This window comes from Chryseobacterium indologenes (genome assembly GCF_001295265.1).
Lineage (GTDB): Bacteria > Bacteroidota > Bacteroidia > Flavobacteriales > Weeksellaceae > Chryseobacterium > Chryseobacterium indologenes_A.
On record NZ_LJOD01000001.1, the window covers coordinates 21,011 to 40,042 of the forward strand.

The 19,032-nt window shown below is 37.8% G+C and carries 16 protein-coding genes; 6 read left to right on the top strand and 10 right to left on the bottom strand.

Going from position 1 to position 19,032, the window contains the following annotated elements; genetic code table 11:
- Positions 1–420 precede the first annotated feature (420 nt).
- Both AOB46_RS00100 and AOB46_RS00105 read left to right on the top strand, forming a co-directional pair.
- Positions 421–957 carry a T9SS type A sorting domain-containing protein gene (locus AOB46_RS00100; RefSeq protein ID WP_062696024.1) on the top strand — a complete coding sequence of 179 codons (537 nt, stop codon included), beginning with the start codon at positions 421–423 and terminating at the stop codon, positions 955–957.
- Between the two features lie 138 nt (positions 958–1,095).
- Positions 1,096–2,256, top strand: coding sequence for a methionine aminotransferase (locus AOB46_RS00105; protein ID WP_062696755.1), 1,161 nt, complete (start codon positions 1,096–1,098; stop codon positions 2,254–2,256).
- Here AOB46_RS00105 and cls read toward each other — a convergent pair.
- The 3 genes from cls to AOB46_RS00120 all read right to left on the bottom strand — a co-directional run bounded on the left by cls (position 2,249) and on the right by AOB46_RS00120 (position 5,639).
- On the bottom strand, positions 2,249–3,715 hold the full coding sequence (gene cls / locus AOB46_RS00110; RefSeq protein ID WP_062696025.1) for a cardiolipin synthase: 1,467 nt from the start codon (positions 3,713–3,715) through the stop codon (positions 2,249–2,251). The two genes, AOB46_RS00105 and cls, sit on opposite strands and share 8 nt — an antisense overlap.
- 134 nt (positions 3,716–3,849) lie before the next feature.
- Positions 3,850–4,614: an SDR family NAD(P)-dependent oxidoreductase gene (locus AOB46_RS00115; RefSeq protein ID WP_062696026.1), complete on the bottom strand. Its 765-nt coding sequence runs from the start codon at positions 4,612–4,614 to the stop codon at positions 3,850–3,852.
- A gap of 86 nt (positions 4,615–4,700) precedes the next feature.
- Positions 4,701–5,639, bottom strand: a complete 939-nt coding sequence (locus AOB46_RS00120; protein WP_062696027.1) for a helix-turn-helix domain-containing protein — start codon at positions 5,637–5,639, stop codon at positions 4,701–4,703.
- Between the two features lie 142 nt (positions 5,640–5,781).
- On the opposite strand from AOB46_RS00120, the gene AOB46_RS23175 reads away from it, so the two are divergent.
- Together AOB46_RS23175 and AOB46_RS23595 are read left to right on the top strand one after the other, a co-directional pair.
- Complete coding sequence (locus AOB46_RS23175; RefSeq protein ID WP_131724285.1) at positions 5,782–5,985, top strand: hypothetical protein; 204 nt, start codon at positions 5,782–5,784, stop codon at positions 5,983–5,985.
- 17 nt (positions 5,986–6,002) lie between these two features.
- Positions 6,003–6,167, top strand: coding sequence for a hypothetical protein (locus AOB46_RS23595; protein ID WP_185113836.1), 165 nt, complete (start codon positions 6,003–6,005; stop codon positions 6,165–6,167).
- Between the two features lie 199 nt (positions 6,168–6,366).
- On the opposite strand, the gene AOB46_RS00130 is transcribed toward AOB46_RS23595, so the two are convergent.
- The 5 genes from AOB46_RS00130 to typA form a co-directional block, all read right to left on the bottom strand.
- Positions 6,367–7,446 (bottom strand): hypothetical protein, encoded by a 1,080-nt coding sequence (locus AOB46_RS00130; RefSeq protein ID WP_062696029.1) that lies wholly within the window; start codon positions 7,444–7,446, stop codon positions 6,367–6,369.
- Between the two features lie 83 nt (positions 7,447–7,529).
- Positions 7,530–8,621 carry a redox-regulated ATPase YchF gene (ychF, locus tag AOB46_RS00135; protein ID WP_062696030.1) on the bottom strand — a complete coding sequence of 364 codons (1,092 nt, stop codon included), beginning with the start codon at positions 8,619–8,621 and terminating at the stop codon, positions 7,530–7,532.
- Positions 8,622–9,006: 385 nt separating this feature from the next.
- The gene (locus AOB46_RS00140) at positions 9,007–9,558 is read right to left on the bottom strand and encodes a ferritin (protein ID WP_062696031.1); all 552 of its coding nucleotides are present in this window, start codon (positions 9,556–9,558) and stop codon (positions 9,007–9,009) included.
- Positions 9,559–9,888: 330 nt separating this feature from the next.
- A complete protein-coding gene (locus AOB46_RS00150; RefSeq protein WP_062696033.1) occupies positions 9,889–11,493 on the bottom strand; it encodes a glycoside hydrolase family 10 protein in 1,605 nt (534 codons plus the stop codon).
- 131 nt (positions 11,494–11,624) lie between these two features.
- Positions 11,625–13,430, bottom strand: a complete 1,806-nt coding sequence (gene typA / locus AOB46_RS00155) for a translational GTPase TypA (RefSeq protein WP_062696034.1) — start codon at positions 13,428–13,430, stop codon at positions 11,625–11,627.
- 358 nt (positions 13,431–13,788) lie between these two features.
- On the opposite strand from typA, the gene AOB46_RS00160 reads away from it, so the two are divergent.
- Positions 13,789–15,438 (top strand): glycosyl hydrolase family 28-related protein, encoded by a 1,650-nt coding sequence (locus tag AOB46_RS00160; RefSeq protein WP_062696035.1) that lies wholly within the window; start codon positions 13,789–13,791, stop codon positions 15,436–15,438.
- A 38-nt stretch (positions 15,439–15,476) separates the two neighbouring features.
- Here the strand turns inward: AOB46_RS00160 and AOB46_RS00165 are convergent, their stop codons facing one another.
- Positions 15,477–15,731: a DUF1294 domain-containing protein gene (locus tag AOB46_RS00165; protein ID WP_062696036.1), complete on the bottom strand. Its 255-nt coding sequence runs from the start codon at positions 15,729–15,731 to the stop codon at positions 15,477–15,479.
- Positions 15,732–15,814: 83 nt separating this feature from the next.
- On the opposite strand from AOB46_RS00165, the gene AOB46_RS00170 reads away from it, so the two are divergent.
- The gene (locus tag AOB46_RS00170) at positions 15,815–18,235 is read left to right on the top strand and encodes a hypothetical protein (RefSeq protein ID WP_062696037.1); all 2,421 of its coding nucleotides are present in this window, start codon (positions 15,815–15,817) and stop codon (positions 18,233–18,235) included.
- Between the two features lie 60 nt (positions 18,236–18,295).
- On the opposite strand, the gene AOB46_RS00175 is transcribed toward AOB46_RS00170, so the two are convergent.
- Positions 18,296–18,973, bottom strand: coding sequence for a YceI family protein (locus tag AOB46_RS00175; RefSeq protein ID WP_062696038.1), 678 nt, complete (start codon positions 18,971–18,973; stop codon positions 18,296–18,298).
- Between the last annotated feature and the right edge of the window lie 59 nt (positions 18,974–19,032).

The following is a 19,032-nucleotide window of genomic DNA, read 5'->3' on the forward strand; positions in this document are numbered from 1 at the left end:
TAGGAATTTAAATAATTCCGGTGCCTTCAAATAAACGATACGGAACTTAAACCCTGTAAAAAAGCACAAGACATCATAAAGTTCCAATATGAAGCAGTAGAGATCTCAGGATTTCTACTGTTTTTTTATTGGGCAGCATATCAAGGTTCAGAGTTCTGGGATCAGAATATTTTTCAACTTCACGCAAGGTCCGAATACCATATTTTAATTTGAAATCAGCTTCATTGATTTTTCTGAACCTAGTATACATCAATATTCACTGTACATTCCCTTAACTTTTGAAATGGATTTGATATTATTTCAGATCAAATATTGCAATATTATCACGTAAAGTCTATATTTATAAAATTATTCGAAACAATGTGAAATATAAATTATATTCTTCTCTATTTTTGTTAATAATTATTATGCCTCTTTCTTTTGAGGCTCAAATTCCCGGGCTTATTCATTATTGCCCTAGCATCAAAAGAATATCTTCCGGTTGTCTTTAATTTTCAGCTGGCCAATACCAGCATAAATACTATTGAAAACTATAATTTTGCGGTCTCACAATCTCTGACAGATAATCCTGATAAACAATATGGAAGTGTATGTCACTTTTTAGTTTCTATCAATGAAAACGTTAAAAATGGAGAGATTTTCTGTGATGAAGGCTGCAATGAAGAAAATAAAGAAACAGGTAATACTTCTGTATTTGAGGAGAATATTAAGTTTTCGCCCAATCCTGTATCTGATATGGCAAATGTAGATTTCACGTTAAAAGCAGAAGCGAAAATAACAGCTAAAGTCGTTGATTACTATGGCAGACCAATAAAAACTCTTATGACGAATTCCAAATTGGTAAAAGGAGCTAATAAACTTAGATTCTCAACATCCAATCTCATCAATGGAATTTATATCCTAACGATAAATGCGGGTTCAGAAAGCAGATCATTGCAATTTATTGTAAAGCATTAAATAAATTAAACTGCTCTATTTTTTCGTAAAACAAGATCTTATATCAGACTACCCATTTACGGGTAGTCTTTTTTATGTACTTATGATTATTCTTTGCAAAAAATAATTAAATTCGGGAACATAAAAACAACAACGTCAATGATACAACTTCCCATATCAAAGCTTTCCAATGTAGGAACTACTATTTTCAGCCAGATGACTCAATTGGCCAATGAAAATGAAGCCATTAATCTTTCCCAGGGATTTCCGGATTTTATGCCGGATTCTGAACTGCTGGATCATGTTGATTATTTTGTTAAAAAGGGCTTTAATCAGTATGCTCCTCTGGGAGGAATGCCGGTATTGAAGGAAGAAATTGCAAGGAAAATTGAGAACAGCCATCGTGCAGTTTATCATCCGGATTCCGAGATAACCGTTACCGCAGGCGGTACGCAGGCTATTTTTACAGCGATTGCTGCTTTTGTAAAAAAAGAAGATGAGGTGATCATTTTTGAACCCGCTTACGATTGTTATGAACCAACAGTAGAGCTTTTTGGAGGTATTGTCAGACGCTTTGAAATGAAAGCTCCTGATTATGAAATCGACTGGACAATGGTAAAAGGACTGGTGAGCGAAAAGACTAAAATGATTATCCTGAATAACCCGAATAATCCTTCGGGAAAGATTTTAAAGGAAAAAGATCTGCAGGAACTTATTGAACTGGTAAAGGGAACATCCATTCTGATTTTAAGTGATGAAGTATATGAAAATATTGTTTTTGACGGACAACAGCATTTAAGCATCTGCCAATATCCTGAGCTTAAAGAAAGGAGTCTTTTGGTAGCTTCATTCGGAAAGCTTTTCCATGTTACAGGATGGAAGACCGGCTATTGTGCAGCTCCCAAAAACCTGACGGATGAATTCAGAAAAGTTCATCAGTTCAATGTTTTCTGTGTCAATACTCCTATTCAGCTGGCTCTGGCAGAATACATGAAAAATGATGAACATTATCTTCATCTGAATGCATTTTTCCAGGAGAAAAGAGATTTCCTGCGAAAAGGGTTAGCCGGGACTTCTTTTAAGCTTCTGGATTGTGAAGGCACGTATTTTCAGGCTGTAAAATATGATGCCATTTCAGATCAGAATGATTTTGATTTTGCCAGCGAGCTCACCATCCGTCATAAAGTGGCCAGCGTTCCTTTTTCATCATTCTACCGGAATAAGAGAAATGATCATGTCATCAGGCTATGTTTTGCCAAAAAGCAGGAAACTCTGGAAAAAGCGATTGAACATCTTTCAAAAGTACAACCCTTTATATAAGCGGGGAAAGCAGTCTTGCCATATGTTCAAAAAAGACTTTATATTTAGGTCTTTTCCGCCATGCATCAAGAAAAATTTCTTCACAGTCATTCATATCTTCGAGAAAAATGCTGTGAAGCTTTTCATTGATTTTATGATCAAACACCAGTGCATTGACTTCAAAATTCAATTCCTGGCTTCGGGCATCCATATTAGCCGTTCCGATGCTTGAAAAATTGTCATCTATCAGCATGGTTTTGGCGTGAATAAAGCCTTTTTTATAAAGGAAAATACGGACATTATTCTCTAAAAGCTCCTCATAATAGGAATAAGCCGCTGCATTCACAATTACTGAATCTCCCGATTTCGGAACCATCAGCCTTACATCCAGACCGGAAAGACCAGCCTGCTTAATGGCATTCAGCACTGTTTCTACAGGAATGAAATAAGGAGTAACCATATAAATTCTTTTTTTGGCTGCGAGAATGGCTGAATGGGTGCTCAGCATAATGGAAGGCCTGGTGTCCGGACCGCTAGCAGCCGTCTGTACCAATGAACTGCCTCCGCCAATATTTTTGTAATCAAAATAATCCTGCGAAATTTCCGGAAGCTTTTCCGCGGCAAAGGTCCAGCTGCTTAAAAACAGAAACTGAAAGTAAAAAGCAGCCTCTCCTTTGATGTAAAGGTGTATATCCCGCCAGTACTGTCCGGGATTAGGATTGATGTATTTATCTGAAACGTTGATTCCCCCCGTAAAAACTTCAGATCCGTCCACAATAATAATTTTTCTGTGATCCCTGTAGTTTACTCTGTTGGCTAGAAGCCTGAAGGTAATTTTATTGACAGGGGATACTTCCACTCCACCTTCTTTCAGTCTTTTTAAAAGTTTCTTCCCTATCTTTCCGCTTCCCATATCGTCATAAAGGAAACGTACTTTTATACCTTCTTCTGCTTTTTTTATCAGGAGATCAGCAAGTCTGTTTCCTATTTCATCATTATCATAAATGTAATATTCAAGATGGATATGATGCCGGGCCCTTTCAAGCACCTCAAACACTTTCGTAAATTTTCCTTCCCCGTTTACCAGAATTTCAGTATGATTTCCCTGTGATAAGGGAGAGCGGGCAGCGTGATACAGAAAATTAACCGTTGTGATGAAGTTCCATACTTCTTCTTTATGTTCTCCCAACGCTTTTTCATGAGTTTTACGAATATATTGGGCCACGGTACGGTATACCTGTTCATTCCGTTCTATTTTAAAGGTGTAAAATTTATTTTTCCTGTAATTGACCCCGAAGACAAAGTATATAATAATTCCTGCTACAGGAAGAAATATAATGAGCATAAGATATGCAAGCGTTTTGCTGGTCGTTCGTGTATCCATAATGATCTTACCGGCAAGAAAAACCGTTCCCAGGAGATATAAGACTTCCAGCCCAAGCAGGATATAAGGAAACTGATCAAAGAATTCTTTAAACATCTGGGTGCTGTTAAGATTATGATATTAAAGATAGGGAAAAAAGAAAAGGTAAATTAGCGTATACTTATAAAAAAAGAACCAATTGGATGGAATTGGTTCTTTTGCTTTTATTTTTCTGCCTTGTCTGAAATATTCTATAAAAACATTCCCCCGGAAGCTTCAATTCTCTGCCCGTTGATCCAGCCGGCGTCTTCTGTACACAGAAAAGCCACTATTCCACCAATGTCATCCGGGAGGCCTGCCCTGCCTAATGCCGTTATACTGGAAATCATTGAATTGACATTATGATCATCCCTGGTTCTTCCGCCGCCAAAATCAGTTTCTATAGCGCCTGGTGCGAGAACATTGGCTTTAATTCTTCTTGGCCCCAATTCCTTAGCCATATATTTCGTCAGCATTTCTACGCCTGCTTTCATAGAGCCATAAACGGATGATCCGGGTAAGGCAAATCTTGCCAGTCCTGAAGAAATATTGATGATTCCCCCACCGTCATTCATAAACGGAAGCATTTTCTGAGTCAGGAAAAACACGCCTTTAAAATGGATATCAACAACATCGTCCAGCTGCTCTTCGGTTACTTCCATGATCGGGGCATATAGAGCTGTTCCTGCATTGTTAACGAGGAAGTCTATTTTCGGGGTTCCTGTTTCCTGTTCAAGATGTTCTGTTACTTCTTTTACGAATGTCCCGAAACCTTTCACATCTCTGGTATCCAGCTGAAAAGCCGCAGCTTTCTGCCCCAGGGCTTTTATTTCATCAACAACTGCTTCTGCTTCTTCTTTGCTGTTTTTATAGGTAATGATTACGTCTAATCCTTTTTGGGCGATTTTAAGGGCTGCATTTTTACCAAGCCCGCGGCTTCCTCCTGTTATTAAAGCTATTTTTGTTTTTGCTGTCATTTTTGTTTGATTTTAATGATACAAAGTTGGGATATTTCCGTGAAGAAGTGTTTGCCTGAATCAATCTGAAATTTGCAAAATTCAAATCATGAACGAAACTGAAGCGGCGTAAATGATGTTTTTCTTTTGAAAAAGTTTGAGAAGTGGGCAATTTCCTCAAAGCCGAGCGCATAGGAAATTTCAGACACACTCCATTGAGTCTGCCGAAGCATGATCTTAGCTTCCTGAATAAGGCGGTCTGCAATAAATTCTGTGGTAGTTTTTCCGGTATTCTCTTTTAGTTTTTTATTCAGATAATTTACATGGATAGCCAGCCTGTCAGCATAATCTTTTGCTGTTTTCAGCTGCAGCCGCTGCTCTGAAGACTCTATGGGGAACTGCCTTTCCAGAAGTTCTATAAATAGGGAAACCACCCGTAGGGAGGCATCATTAGCTGTTGAGAGTTTGGCCGCCGGCTGTAATTTCTGTCCGTAATGAATCAATTCCAGTACGTAATTTCTGATGAGGTCATACTTAAAGATATAATCAGAATCAATTTCTTTTTTAATTTTCGTGAATAAAATTTCAATTTCATCTGCCAGCTCATCCTCTATTTCAAACAATGGAACATTGCCGGGTTGAAATATGGGCAGATCTTCCAAAGAAAACCGGGATTGGGATTTGACAAAAAAATCTTCTGTAAATACACAGAAGCTTCCGGACTGATCAGGATCCTGGGGAATCCAATGATAGGGCACTTTGGGAGTAGCAAATAATAAAGCATTCTTTTCTATAGGTATAATCTTATCTGCATATTCTGCCCTGTTTTTACCTCTGATTAAGCTGATTTTATAATATCTTCTCCTGTTATAGGGCATTTCTGAGGTTGTTCTTGCTCTTTCTATCGTCTGCCTGATGTCAAAAACATTAAAATGTCCTATATCTTTATGAAGGCCTTTCGGGAAAATACTTTCGAGGTCTTTTCCTAGTTTGGCGGCCATCTCTTTATAGAAATCTTCAAGTGAAGTGTGGTGCATTTTTTCCATTTCAGACAATTTGTATAATTCAAATATACAAAACTGTACCGGAATGAAAATTTATAAAAAAATACATTTTATCTACACTAAGTGATATATTTCATTTATTTTTTCTACATTCGTTATAACTAATACACTAAAAATCAAAACAATGAAAAAACAAACTCTATTCAACGCAAAAAAGCTTAGCAAAAAACAATTGAGAACAATCGCAGGAGGGCTTCTTAACTGTATGGAACCGGTATTATGCACCAATCCACCGTGTGAGCCGTCTTCTGACCCTAACGGATGTACGATGTATTCTCCCAAGTGTGCACAGAGAGAGTGCAGAGTACCTATTGAGATCATTCCATAATTTTGATATCATTGACTATGAAAGATTTCAAAAACGGCAGAAAACTGCATAAAAAAGAATTAAGAACAATCTCCGGAGGATTAATGAGATGCCTTAATCTGGATACGCGAAGATGCACAACTACCGGAATTTCATGTGCAGAGCCCGAGTGCAGATATGTTCCGGACCCGTTATACCCATAAAAGCTATTAAAATAACAGTATAAAATGATCATTTATACAAACGTATCCGGATTTCCGGATACGTTTTTTATTGAAGCTACTTTTAGTTATAGGTACTGAAAATCCCTGCAAAATCAAAACACCTGAAGATAAAACAGATTGAAACTTATGATTCACGACCTTCACTACTTCCCTTCTTCAGGCTTCAGTCCTGTATCAATCAGATCACTATGCCTCCTACCCACTGTATCTCCCATTTCCCATTTTTATATTCAGCAGAATAATCATTGGAGGAACTGCTGCCGGATTCATAAATGTAGAATATTCCGGGATTTTCTGCATTTTTCTGTATTCTCGAAATGCTCCCATCCGTAATCTCCGTTACCCTTGTATAAGCTGTCTGCTTTCTTTTATCTTCCGGTATAAACAGCACCCTGAATTCCGGACTGACCTGATGAAAATAATCACAGCCGCTTTCATATACCATAAAAGAATAGTTCCTTTTTCTCTGGTCTGCTTCTCCGTAACCATTGTTCAGAAGCAGTAATTCATACAGCCGGGTAAATTTATTTTTCCCTGATTTATACATTGGATTCATATCATCAAAATCATTAATGCCGTCTCCGTCTGTATCTTTATCATCAGGATTCAGGCCCATGCTTTTTTCAAAAATATTATTGTACCCGTCTTTATCCGTATCCTTCATCAGGTCCTTTATTTTTATTTTAAATAATTTTCCGTCTTCCATCGCGGAATAATCATCATAACCAGGAAGTCCTCCTACTTTAATAATTTTCACAAGACTTCCTTCTATCTGAAGATATTCTCCCTGAATAATAGGCTGCTGCTGAATTTTATTGAAGTAATAATGACTGAAACTCAGCCCCAGAAAATACGCCGAAGGCTTGTTATTTTCAATCTTTAATAACCAGTATCCTAAATTGTTATTGCCCAGGGCATACAACACATTCCCCACCTGCTGCCGGGCGATATACCAGAACTGTTTAGAAAATTTTTCATCAAACAGTTTAAAATCAGTTTCTTTTTTCTTAAAGTTCTCATCATATTCCTGATCGTAAGTATGGGCTGCTGTACTGTCTTTTTTAAAATCCCGGTATTTCTTAAGGTTTATAATTTCAAGGTAAGCAGGTTTTTCATTAAGGATCTGCTGTACCGTATAAGGTTTCTGTTCTTCGTATTTACCATAGATCTCATCTCTGCTGTTAACAAAACAGTTGTCTTCAGCAGATTCAGAACACGAAAAAATCGTGGCAAGAGCTGCAAAGTATAAAATTTTCATAGTTAAAGTTTACTATATGAATGCAAAAAACGCTCCCAAATTCATGGAAACGTTTTTTAATTATAACTAACTTTAATATTTTCTTATACGTTGAATCTGAAGTGCATAATATCACCATCTTTCACAATATACTCCTTCCCTTCTACGGAAAGTTTTCCGGCTTCTTTTATTTTTACTTCTGAACCGTAGGTGATGTAATCTTCATATTTTATTACTTCTGCACGGATGAATCCTTTTTCGAAATCTGAGTGAATTACCCCTGCTGCCTGAGGAGCTGTCCAACCCTGTCCTATCGTCCAGGCTCTTACTTCTTTTACTCCGGCTGTAAAGTATGTCTGAAGTTTCAAGAGGTCATATGCTTTTCTGATCAGACGGTTTACTCCCGGTTCCTGAAGACCAAGTTCATCAAGGAAGATCTCTCTTTCTTCAAAAGTTTCCAGCTCATTGATGTCTGCTTCAATCTGAGCAGCTAAAACCACTACTTCTGCGCCTTCATTTTTAGCCATCTCTTCAATTTTACCCACCCATTCGTTTCCGTTTTTGATTGAGTTTTCGTCTACATTACAAACGTAAAGAACCGGCTTATTCGTCAAAAGCTGAACTTCACCGATAATAGATTTTGTAAGATCATCTACAGCAAACTCTCTTGCATTTTTACCATCTTCCAGGAATTTCTGCAGATTTTGAAGGGTTTCATAGGTAAGGATATCTTCTTTTTTTCCCGACTTAATGAATTTTTTAGCTTTCTCAACGGCTTTACCAACGGTTTCAAGATCTTTAAGCTGCAGCTCAATATCGATAATTTCTTTATCTCTTAACGGGTCTACAGATCCTTCAACGTGAACGATATTTCCGTTATCAAAGCATCTTAAAACGTGGATGATGGCTTCACACTCACGGATATTGGCAAGAAACTGGTTCCCCAGCCCTTCTCCTTTGCTGGCTCCTTTTACAAGACCTGCAATATCAACAATTTCCACAACAGCCGGCAATACTCTCTCCGGCTTTACTATTTTTTCCAGTTCAAACAATCTCTGATCCGGCACTGATACTGTCCCCAGATTCGGTTCAATAGTACAGAAAGGATAATTCGCTGATTGAGCTTTTGCGTTGCTTAAACAGTTAAAAAGTGTTGATTTACCTACATTCGGAAGGCCTACAATTCCACATTTCATATTGTAAAATTCAAAGTTTTAAGGTTTAGGTTTAAAGTTCAATGCAATAGGTTTAAAGTTTTTTATGACTTTTCGCTGAATTACTGAACCTTGAACTTTAAGCGTGCAAAGATAGTGATTTTAGAGTGAGTTTCATAATAAAAAAATCTGCCGGATTCCGACAGATTTAAGTAATGTTAATTGCAAATAAGAATTCCTGATTTAGATAGGCTTAAAACCGCGAGGTGGAAGAAAGGAGCAGCAGGGATCATAAACTCCCTTCTTTTTAAAGTTATTTAATTGTAGGTAACCGTTAATAATTATAAGCAAAATTAACTTCCTGTCACCCTTTTCCAGCTTCCTGCACATATCTTAAATTCCCCGAAATCAGGCTAAATCATCAGGCTTACGGATTATCGCCTGTGGCATCCTGAGCCAGCGGAACATCATTAGGGGCTTCCTGCATGGCCATATCCAGTGTAAACAGCGATTCATCGGTAGCACGGTCGCCACCTGCAATTTTTAATTTATCAATGAGGTTTTGAGCCAGTGTTTCTTCTTCAATCTGTTCCTGAACAAACCATTGCATAAAATTCCATGTTGCCCAGTCTTTTTCTTCCAGTGCCAGATCTACAATTTTATAGATGGCTGTGGTATTGTCTACCTCATGTTTGAAAACACCATCAAAGCAGGCTGACAGAGATTCAGGATCAGCGGGCGGCGCGGGAATAGCATCTACTTTAGGTTTTCCGCCTCTGTTCAGAATGTATTCCATGAATTTAATAGAATGGTTTCTTTCTTCCTGTGCATGCCGGTAAAGGAAATTGGCAATTCCCTGATATCCTTTATCATCAGCCCAGATTCCATAAGACAAAAAAACGTGTGATGCATGAATTTCTTTGTTCATCTGATCACTAAGTGCTTTTTCCACATTCGCGGAAAGTCGGTTAGTATTCATAATGTTATATTTTGGTGATTATGGAATTAATCATGCAAAAATGGTTCCGATAAAGCATTTATGGTCAATAAAATCCAGCCATAAACCTGTATATTTTATTGAATTTCATTATTTTAAGTTAATAATTTATAGTTATTCTAAAATAATTTTGTCGGCTTGTTTATTTCCTGTAGTATTGTTTCATGAAAATATTGTACTCTTTGATTGCTTTAAACTCGTTCATAAAAAATCTGCCAGATTTGTAGAAAAATTCTCACAAATCTGGCAGATTTATCATTAGGGCAAAGTACTTTCTTATATTGAATTGTTTGTTTTGCTATTTTTAAGAGACTATTTCACCTTTCTTGCAGTATAATCACTTTCATTTCCTAGCCTATCTACCGCTTTTATGGCCACAGCATTCAGTTTCTGACCGTTCTTATGCTTCGGAATATCTTTAGAAAGGTTGTCAAGTGTGAGGATTTCGGTTTCCCAGACTCCGTTGTATTGGGTGAAAAGAATCCATTGGAATACATCTCCTATATTTTTAGTGCTCCATCCGGCCTGAACAGCATTTCCGTTATCTGTAATAAACAGGGTCGGGGTCTGTAACGGAGCTGCTTTTATCCATGGCGATTTCGGAACCAGAGCTTTTTCTTTATAAGGCCCGTTTTTCAGGGTAGGAAGCATATTAGGGTTTTTGGTTAGTCCTGCAATACTCCAATGAATTTCCCCGGCATCATTCTTCAGGATCTGCCTGGAAATCTCAATCTGGTTTTTAATTTCAGCAGGACGGTCTGCTACTTTTATTTCAACAGTATTCAGCCCCGGCCATACGTGGCGGTTCATTGTATTTTCTGTTTTCCACCAGTTCAGCAGGGCTTCAAACCCCTGACCTTTTGCATCTATCGGCCAGTACAGCTGCGGTGAGAAATAGTCTACCCAGCCTTTATTCAGCCATAATTTAGCATCAGCGTATAATTCGTCATACTGAGAAGATCCCACAATTCCGGCAGGATACCCCGGTTTCCAGATTCCGAAAGGGCTGATCCCGAATTTCACATAATTTTTTTCAGCATGAACTTCTTTATAGATTCTTTCTACAAATTTATTGACATTATCTCTCCTCCAGTCTGCCCTGGATAAGGTTCCCCCGTTTCTGAGGTATTCATTCCATGATGCATTATCCGGGAAGTCTGCCCCTCTGTTGTAAGTGGCATAAGGATAGAAATAGTCATCAAAGTGAACAGCATCAATATCATATCTTTTTACAATATCTTTTACAACATTGGAAACATGCCCCTGGGTTCTCGGATTTGCCGGATCAAACCAATACATTCCGTTTTTCAGCTTCACCACAATATCAGACAGTTTGCTGGCCATTGAATGTCCGTTTACAGTGCCTCCGTTTGAATGATGGGCACGGTAAGGGTTGAGCCATACGTGGAGCTCTAATCCCCTTTTATGGGATTCTTCAATCCAGAATTGCAGCGGATCGTAATTGGGGTAAGGAGCGGTTCCGGTCTGTCCGGTCAGGAAATATGACCACGGTTCGATGCTGCTGGTATATAGAGCATCTGCGGAAGGTCTTATCTGAAAAATGACAGCATTGAAATTATTATCTTTCAGCATATCCAGCATACTGATGGCTTCTGCTTTCTGCTGATCAACGGTAAGGTTGTTTCTTGAAGGCCAGTTGATGTTGGCAACACTTGCAATCCATGCACCACGGAATTCCCTTTTCACTTCCGGAAGGGTGGTTCTGAAGTTTTCTTCATTCTGCGGACTTACAGGTGGTTTAACGGCTACCGGCTCTTTCGGTTGAGTTACTGAGGTATTGGGTTTTGTTGTATTTTTCGGAGGTGCTGTTTTAACGGTATTGCTTTGCACGGAACAGCTGCTGTAAGATGCAAAAACCCCTGTTAAAATGATAAGCTTTATGATGTTCATTCTCATAGTCTGGAAAAACTATTTTAAATTTATTTTTATTCTTAGAGATTATTATGCCAAAATAAATATTTTCGGGACTTTTTCTTAGAAAAAAAGCCCCGAAAAATCGAGGCTTTGATTTTATAGTAAGAAATTTCTTAAGCTTTTGCAGATCTTTCCACTCTTTTTCTTTCTTCTTCGGAAAGGATTTTCTTTCTCATTCTGATGAAATTCGGAGTTACCTCAATGGCTTCATCCCCCTGAATATATTCCATACATTCTTCAAGTGAGAATAAGATTTTCGGAGCTACTCCCGTATCTTTATCTTTTCCGGCAGCACGCATATTGTTCAGCTGTTTTGCTTCAACAATGTTTACCACAAGATCTCCCGGCTTGTTCTGTTCTCCAACAATCATTCCTGTATAGATTTCCTCACCCGGATCAACAAAGAATTTACCTCTGTCCTGTAGCTTATTAATTGAATATTCTGTAGCCGGGCCTGTTGTTTTACTGATCAGCACTCCATTATTTCTTCCAGGAATAACTCCTTTGAAAGGCTTATATTCTGTGAAACGGTGTGCCATAATAGCTTCTCCGGCAGTAGCAGTTAACATCTGGGAACGTAACCCGATTAATCCTCTTGAAGGAATTTCGAATTCCATATGCTGCATTTCTCCCTTGGTTTCCATAATATGAAGGTCACCTTTTCTCTGGGTAGCTAAATCAATTACCCTTGAAGCAAACTCTTCAGGAACATCCACTACTAAAGATTCGTAAGGTTCACAGCTTACCCCGTCAATTTCTTTCAGGATAACCTGCGGCTGGCCGATGGTCATTTCATATCCTTCTCTTCTCATGGTTTCAATTAAAACGGATAAGTGAAGAATACCTCTACCGAATACAAGGAAAGTATTGGCATCATCGGTCTGCTGAACTCTTAATGCTAAGTTTTTCTCTAATTCTTTCGTTAATCTTTCTTTCAGGTGATTAGACGTAACATATTTACCGTCTTTACCGAAGAAAGGTGAATTGTTGATAGAGAACGTCATGTTCAGTGTAGGCTCATCAATTGCTGTTCTTTCCAATGGTTCAGGATTTTCAAGATCAACGAAAGAGTCACCGATCTGGAAGGAATCAAATCCTACTACGGCACAAATATCTCCTGCCTGTACTTCGGTTACCTTTTTCTTTCCTAATCCTTCAAAAACGTAAAGTTCTTTTACTTTCCCTTTTACAATTTTACCTTCTGCCTGAGCTAGGCCAATCCACTGGGATTCTTTGATCTCCCCTCTTGTTACTTTTCCAATTGCAATTCTTCCCAGGAATGAAGAGTAATCAAGAGAAGTAATCTGCATCTGAAGGTTTCCTTCTTCTACTTTTGGAGCAGGAACGTATTGTAAAATCCCATCCAATAACGGTAAAATGTCTTCGGTCTGCTCTAATGAAGTGTTGAACCAGCCTTGTTTTGAAGAACCGTAGAAAGTAGGGAAATCAAGCTGTTCTTCAGTAGCTTCAAGGTTGAAGAATAAATCAAATACCTGATCGTGAACTTCGTCCGGACGGCAGTTTGGCTTATCTACTTTATTGATCACCACTAATGGTCTCAAGCCTAATTCCAAAGCTTTCTGAAGTACGAACCTGGTCTGTGGCATTGGTCCTTCGAAGGCATCCACCAATAGGATAACTCCATCAGCCATTTTTAATACTCTTTCTACTTCTCCACCAAAATCGGCGTGACCAGGAGTATCAATTACGTTAATTTTTGTGTCTTTATAGGTAACAGAAATATTCTTGGATAAGATGGTGATCCCTCTTTCTCTTTCAAGATCATTGTTATCCATAATTAATTCCCCGCTTTCCTGATTTTCCCGGAAAATGTTGGTAGCGTGAATGATTTTGTCAACCAAAGTCGTTTTCCCGTGGTCAACGTGTGCGATAATCGCAATATTTCTAATGTTTTGCATATAGGATTTTTACGGGTGCAAAAATAGTGATTTTAAATGAATTAATTAAAAAGTTTCTGTAATATTTAACAATTTCATAATGAGAAAATTAGATAAAATCTGTTTAAAATCTCCGGAAAAGATACAGGACATTGAGTTCTGCTATTTCTTTGTTTTACATTTTATCCGCACCTGTTTCTACAAAAATAATATCAATCTATTCAGAAAATATTATTTAGAAATTATACTGAATGTACATTTTTTATCTCTATAGATATAAAATATATAACACGTCAAGTTCTGTCGCTGTCCCCTATTACTTTTGTTTCAGAAGTTTTCCTGCAGGAAACGGAATTAATAACATCAAAAAACAAATTTTATGATTTTAACGAATGAATTTTTCTCACCAACAAGTACCATTCCCGATCAGGATATAATAGAACTGATTGATGAATTTACTTTTGAACCTTATGTTTACCAAAGAGTTCTTAGCGTTCCAATTGAAGACGGTACTATTTTCAGAAATCGCAATGGAGTTTTTTATGCTAACCAAACGGTAATTAACAATGGCGAACCTATCGACATTGGCATCTTCGGAGCTAAAGGTGATGGTACTACTGATGATACTGACAGTATTAACAATGCTGTTTTGTACCTCTCTATTGTAGGAAGAGGTTCCTTAAAGTTTAACGGCAGTAAGACTTATCTTATCAACCAAACCATTTACATCACTTCTAATTTAATTTTTTATTGTAATGGCGCTACTTTCAAAGGAAATGCTGCAGGTGATAATACTATTATAGAAACAGCCTATTTAAAAACGGATGCGAACACCCAGGCTAAAAGTTTACAATCTAACCTTCTGACAACATACGGAACCCATGTAGTTATTTCATCCCAAATTAAAGATGCTAATTTTGTTCACTGTGGGACAGGTTTACATTTTGTCAATTTTTGTCATGGATGTTCTCTGGAAAACATTAATTTTTCGGACTGCATATCTGCTATAAAATTCGATAACTGCTTTTACACTGTTTTGAAAAATATTATAGCAACTCATGTGTCAAGAGAAGTACCTGTTCCTGACGAGTATTGCTATCAATTTCTTGGGCAGAATAATGCATTGCTTTTAGAAAGAATGACGGCAACCCGAAATTTAGGATTCCTCTTTACCAATGGCACTACAGCAACTACTATCATTTCAGCAACAACAGAAGGCGGAAATACAGGAATGAAGTTTGAACAAGATTGCCTGGGAGTAACCATTAACGGATTATATGCGGAATATATCAAAGATGTCATTGATTTATCAGATGTTCGTAATGGAAATTTTGAAATATCTAATGGTTATTTTAACAGTACAGACCGTCCGTTGATAGGTCCTAATTTTTCAGGACCTCCCAATAATAGTAAAGAAGATAGAGAAGTAACCGGCAGCTGGAGAAACAACAGTATTGTTGGTATTAATAAAATACATCAAGGCTACACTTACAGAGGTCTTATGAATGTTTCTCAGGAAAGGAATTATATGAAATATGAACTTCCTATTTACGAGGGCAATGGCAGCCTTCCTGATAACTGGATTGTAGGAGATTTTACCAATATAGTCTCATTTGGCCACATAAAAGACAATGATGCTAAAGCCATTGGTAATGTAAAAAGACAATTTGGTGTAATCCCAGTAACAAGAAGTGGTGATGTGGGTGATGGAAAAGCTGGCAGCATTCCTGACTGCACTCATGAACTCATCGGAAGTAATCCTTCTAATTTTGGCATCAAGATCAAAACCAAAATTAAGTTCCAGGAATATATGATGTTTGCCAAATACAACATTTATGTAGCCACCTATTCTTTCGGCAGGTGGTTCTACGGAGATATTTTCGGGAAAAACCTATCTCCTAAAGATGTTGGCAACTCACAAATCACAACCATTGAAAATGAAAATGGCTTTCTGGTCATTAAAATAACAGGATTTAACGAACCTAATTTAAGCTATATCATTCAGGGAAATGTACAGCTTATTGTTTAATAAAAGACACCTCTTTTTTGAGGTGTTTTTTTGTCATATTAATGTCTTATCAACCGATACAACAGCACCACATCAATTAAAACCACCAGAAAAAACCGGACAAGAAATGATTTTTTTGAGGTTTTATGGTTAAAAATAATCATTCCTGACGCCGCACCTATAATCCCTCCCAGAAGAGAAAGTCCTAAAAGGGCATTTTCAGAGATTCGTCTTTTATGGCGTTTAGAAAGGTATTTATCATAACCATAAATAATGAATACGGTTATATTAATAATAAAGAGATACAATAACATTCCGCAAAAATACTTGTTCTGGAAAAACAAATAGTGTATTTTTAATCATTATTAAAAAACTTTTCAAAAAGTAAATAACCCAGATGTCAAAAAAACTAATACTATTCTTTACTTTCAATGCTTTCGCGGGTCTTTCAGCTCAGGATAAAGCAGAATTGGCGCTTCAGACGCTTGAAGAAAAATTTCCTCAGGAAAAAATTCATTTGCTGCTGAATAAAAACAGTTATTTAGCCGGAGAAAATATATGGTTTAAATCTTTTGTATTTGAAGGATACACCCCTTCTGATATTTCGACCAATCTCTTCGTAGAATTATATGACAGAAATAAGGTACTTATTGATAAAAAATTAGTTCCTTTATTCGACGGCCAGGGCAACGGGAGCTTTACTCTTCCGGAATCTATGAAAGAAGACGTTTATTACATGAGGGCGTACACCACCTGGATGACCAACTTCAGCGAAAGTTTTCAGCTGGTAAAAGAAATTCCTGTTTACAACCCGGCTTCTCCTGAAAAGTTAGAGCTCAACATCAATTCTCCATGGACGGCCTCTGTTTATCCTGAAAGCGGCACATTTATAAACGGTATCAATACAAAACTTGCGGTGAGGATACAATCTAAAGGCGCCATGCCTTCCGGCTGGAATGGTTATGTTATTGATACGGCAAAGCCTGATGAGAAGATTGTAAGTTTTAAAGGTTTTGATGAGAATGTAGGCTCGTTTCGTATGACTCCTCAAAGCGGTAAAACGTACCAACTCTTTTTAGAGGATGCAAAAGGGAACCAGAAAACGATTGACCTTCCTCCTGTTTCATCTTCCGGAATTAATCTTCAGGTTGAAAGCAGAACGGATGGCATCAGGTATTCATTAAAATCAAAAAACATAGCTAATCCCAGTACTTTTTATAAAGTTATGGGTACCATTAACAACCAGCTGGTTTTCAAGTCTGTCATCCATACTTTATCTGACGAAAAAGTATATACAATACCCGCAGGACAACTTGTTAACGGCATCCTCCAGATCATTGTTATTGATGATAAAGATGCTGTTGTTGCCCAGAGACTTTGCTTTATAAAACCAGACCTGCTAAAAGTGAAACAGCCCACTCTGCAGTCTCCTTCATTTAATGAAACGCCGCGTGCTTTAAATTCCTTTAAAATAAATACAGACAGCAGAGTGTCTAATTATACTATAGCTGTGTCGGATGGCCGTTTTCAAAGCACTGAAGAAGATAACAGCCTTTTAAGCACCTTATGGCTTACCGGGGATATAACTTCTAAGCTGTCTTCTCCTTATCAATATTTTACGAAGGGGCATAATTCTGATGCCCTGGATGCTGTTTTAATTTCTGAAAAATGGAAAAGATTTGACTGGAGATCTGTTATAGCAGGCGATTTCCCGGTCATCAAAAATAATCCGGAACAATATATTTCTTACAAAGGAAAGGTATCTGTGCTAGGAAAGCCGGCCCCCAATGCCACTTTAAACTTAATATTCAACACAGAAAAACAAAGCATGGGGCTTTATCCTGTAAAAACAGATGCGAATGGATTCTTCACATTGGGCGGACTGATTTTTCACGATATGTTTAAATTTCATTATCAGTTAAATGGAGAGAATAAAGAAACCAAGGTTCCTAAAGAGCAGGTTCAGGTTATTTTTCAGCCTAATTATAGTTTTGTCCCGTACAGAAGCAGCCTGCCTGAAAGCAGATACATTCTCACGAAGCGCTTACCCAATGATCCTCTTCCTGAAGAGATTACCCGCTCTATAACGACAAAAAGCAACCAGAAACTGATTAATGAAAAAATAATCAATATTCAGGAGGTAAAATTAAGAGCACAGAAAAAAGACCTGACCAAGAAACTCAATGACGAATTAAGCAGTCCTTTATTCAGGAGCAGTAATGAAACCGTATTTGATTTTGTTAATGATGAAGGTAAAGCTCAGGGACACACGAATGTTATGCAATGGCTGCAAGGCAGGGTTGCGGGTCTTCAGATACAGCACAGAGAAGGCGCTTTTGTTCCTTTGATCAGAGGAGCCCAGCCTATGATTTACCTGGATGAGATGATTATAAACCCTGAGCAGATTTCATTTCTCTCCATGTCTGATGTTGCTATGGTAAAGATTATCAAAGATTATTTTATGGGAGGGTTCGCAGGCGGATCCGGCGGCGCTATTCTCATCTATACGAAAAGAGGCGGAAGCCAGGGGAAAATCCCCACTTCTGAGATGTTTTCCCAGCTCAAGCAGATTTCACTCAGAGGATATGACAGACCTGAGATATTTAATAACCTGGATTATTCAGGCGGAGCATTCAACCGTATTCAAAAAGACAGCCGAAGCATCCTTTACTGGAATCCAGCTTTTGACATGGAATCCAGCGAAGATCCTTCCATTAAGTTTTATAACAATGACGATGCTCAAAATTACCGCATCATTATCATGGGATTTGATAAGGACAGCAATCTCCCTTTATATTATAATGAAATTGTTAAATAATCTGACAAAAAAACGCTTCAGTTTTCTGAAGCGTTTTTTTTTATCTATAATCTGATAAGTTTATTTTTTAGCTTTTACATCAACTGCAATCTCGATGTCTTTGCTGATCATCCATTCTGCAGGATCTGCTTCTGATGTACCGAATTTGATTCCCCAGTCTGCTCTGTTTACCGTGAATTTAGCCTGGATAGCCGCAGTACCTTCAGCTACATCTACCTTAGCAGGGAAAGTTACATTCATTGTTTTTCCTAATAAGGTAAGGTTTCCGCTTACTGTTTTGTTAGCTCCTGCTACGGCATCTTTAGGCGCCTCTTTAAGATCTGCTACGCTTGTAATTTTAAAATCTGAAACAGGATTTTTTTCAACGTTAAAAAAGTCTTCGTTTTTCAGGTGTGCTACCAGATCTTCAGGTTTTTTATCTTTTTCAGTTACTGAAGCCGGATCAACTTTCAGAGAGTTCATGTCAATAACAAAGTTTCCTGCGGTAACCTGTCCTCCTTCAACACTTAGATCTCCTGATTTTACGTTAAGTGTACCCCAACGCGGAGCAAAACCTCCTTTATGGAAAGCCTTCCAGTTTACGATAGAAGCAACAGTGTCCACTGCCAATACTTCTCCTTTGCTTTCTGCAACCGCCTGCTCCTGAGCCGCTGCCGGAGTTTCTGCTGATTTTTCTTTATTACATGATGCTGCAAGCAATCCTACTCCTACTAATGCAATTACGCTAAGTTTTTTCATACTATTTAGTTTGTTTAAAAATTTTCTTTACTTAAAGTTTAAAAGTTCAAAATCATCAA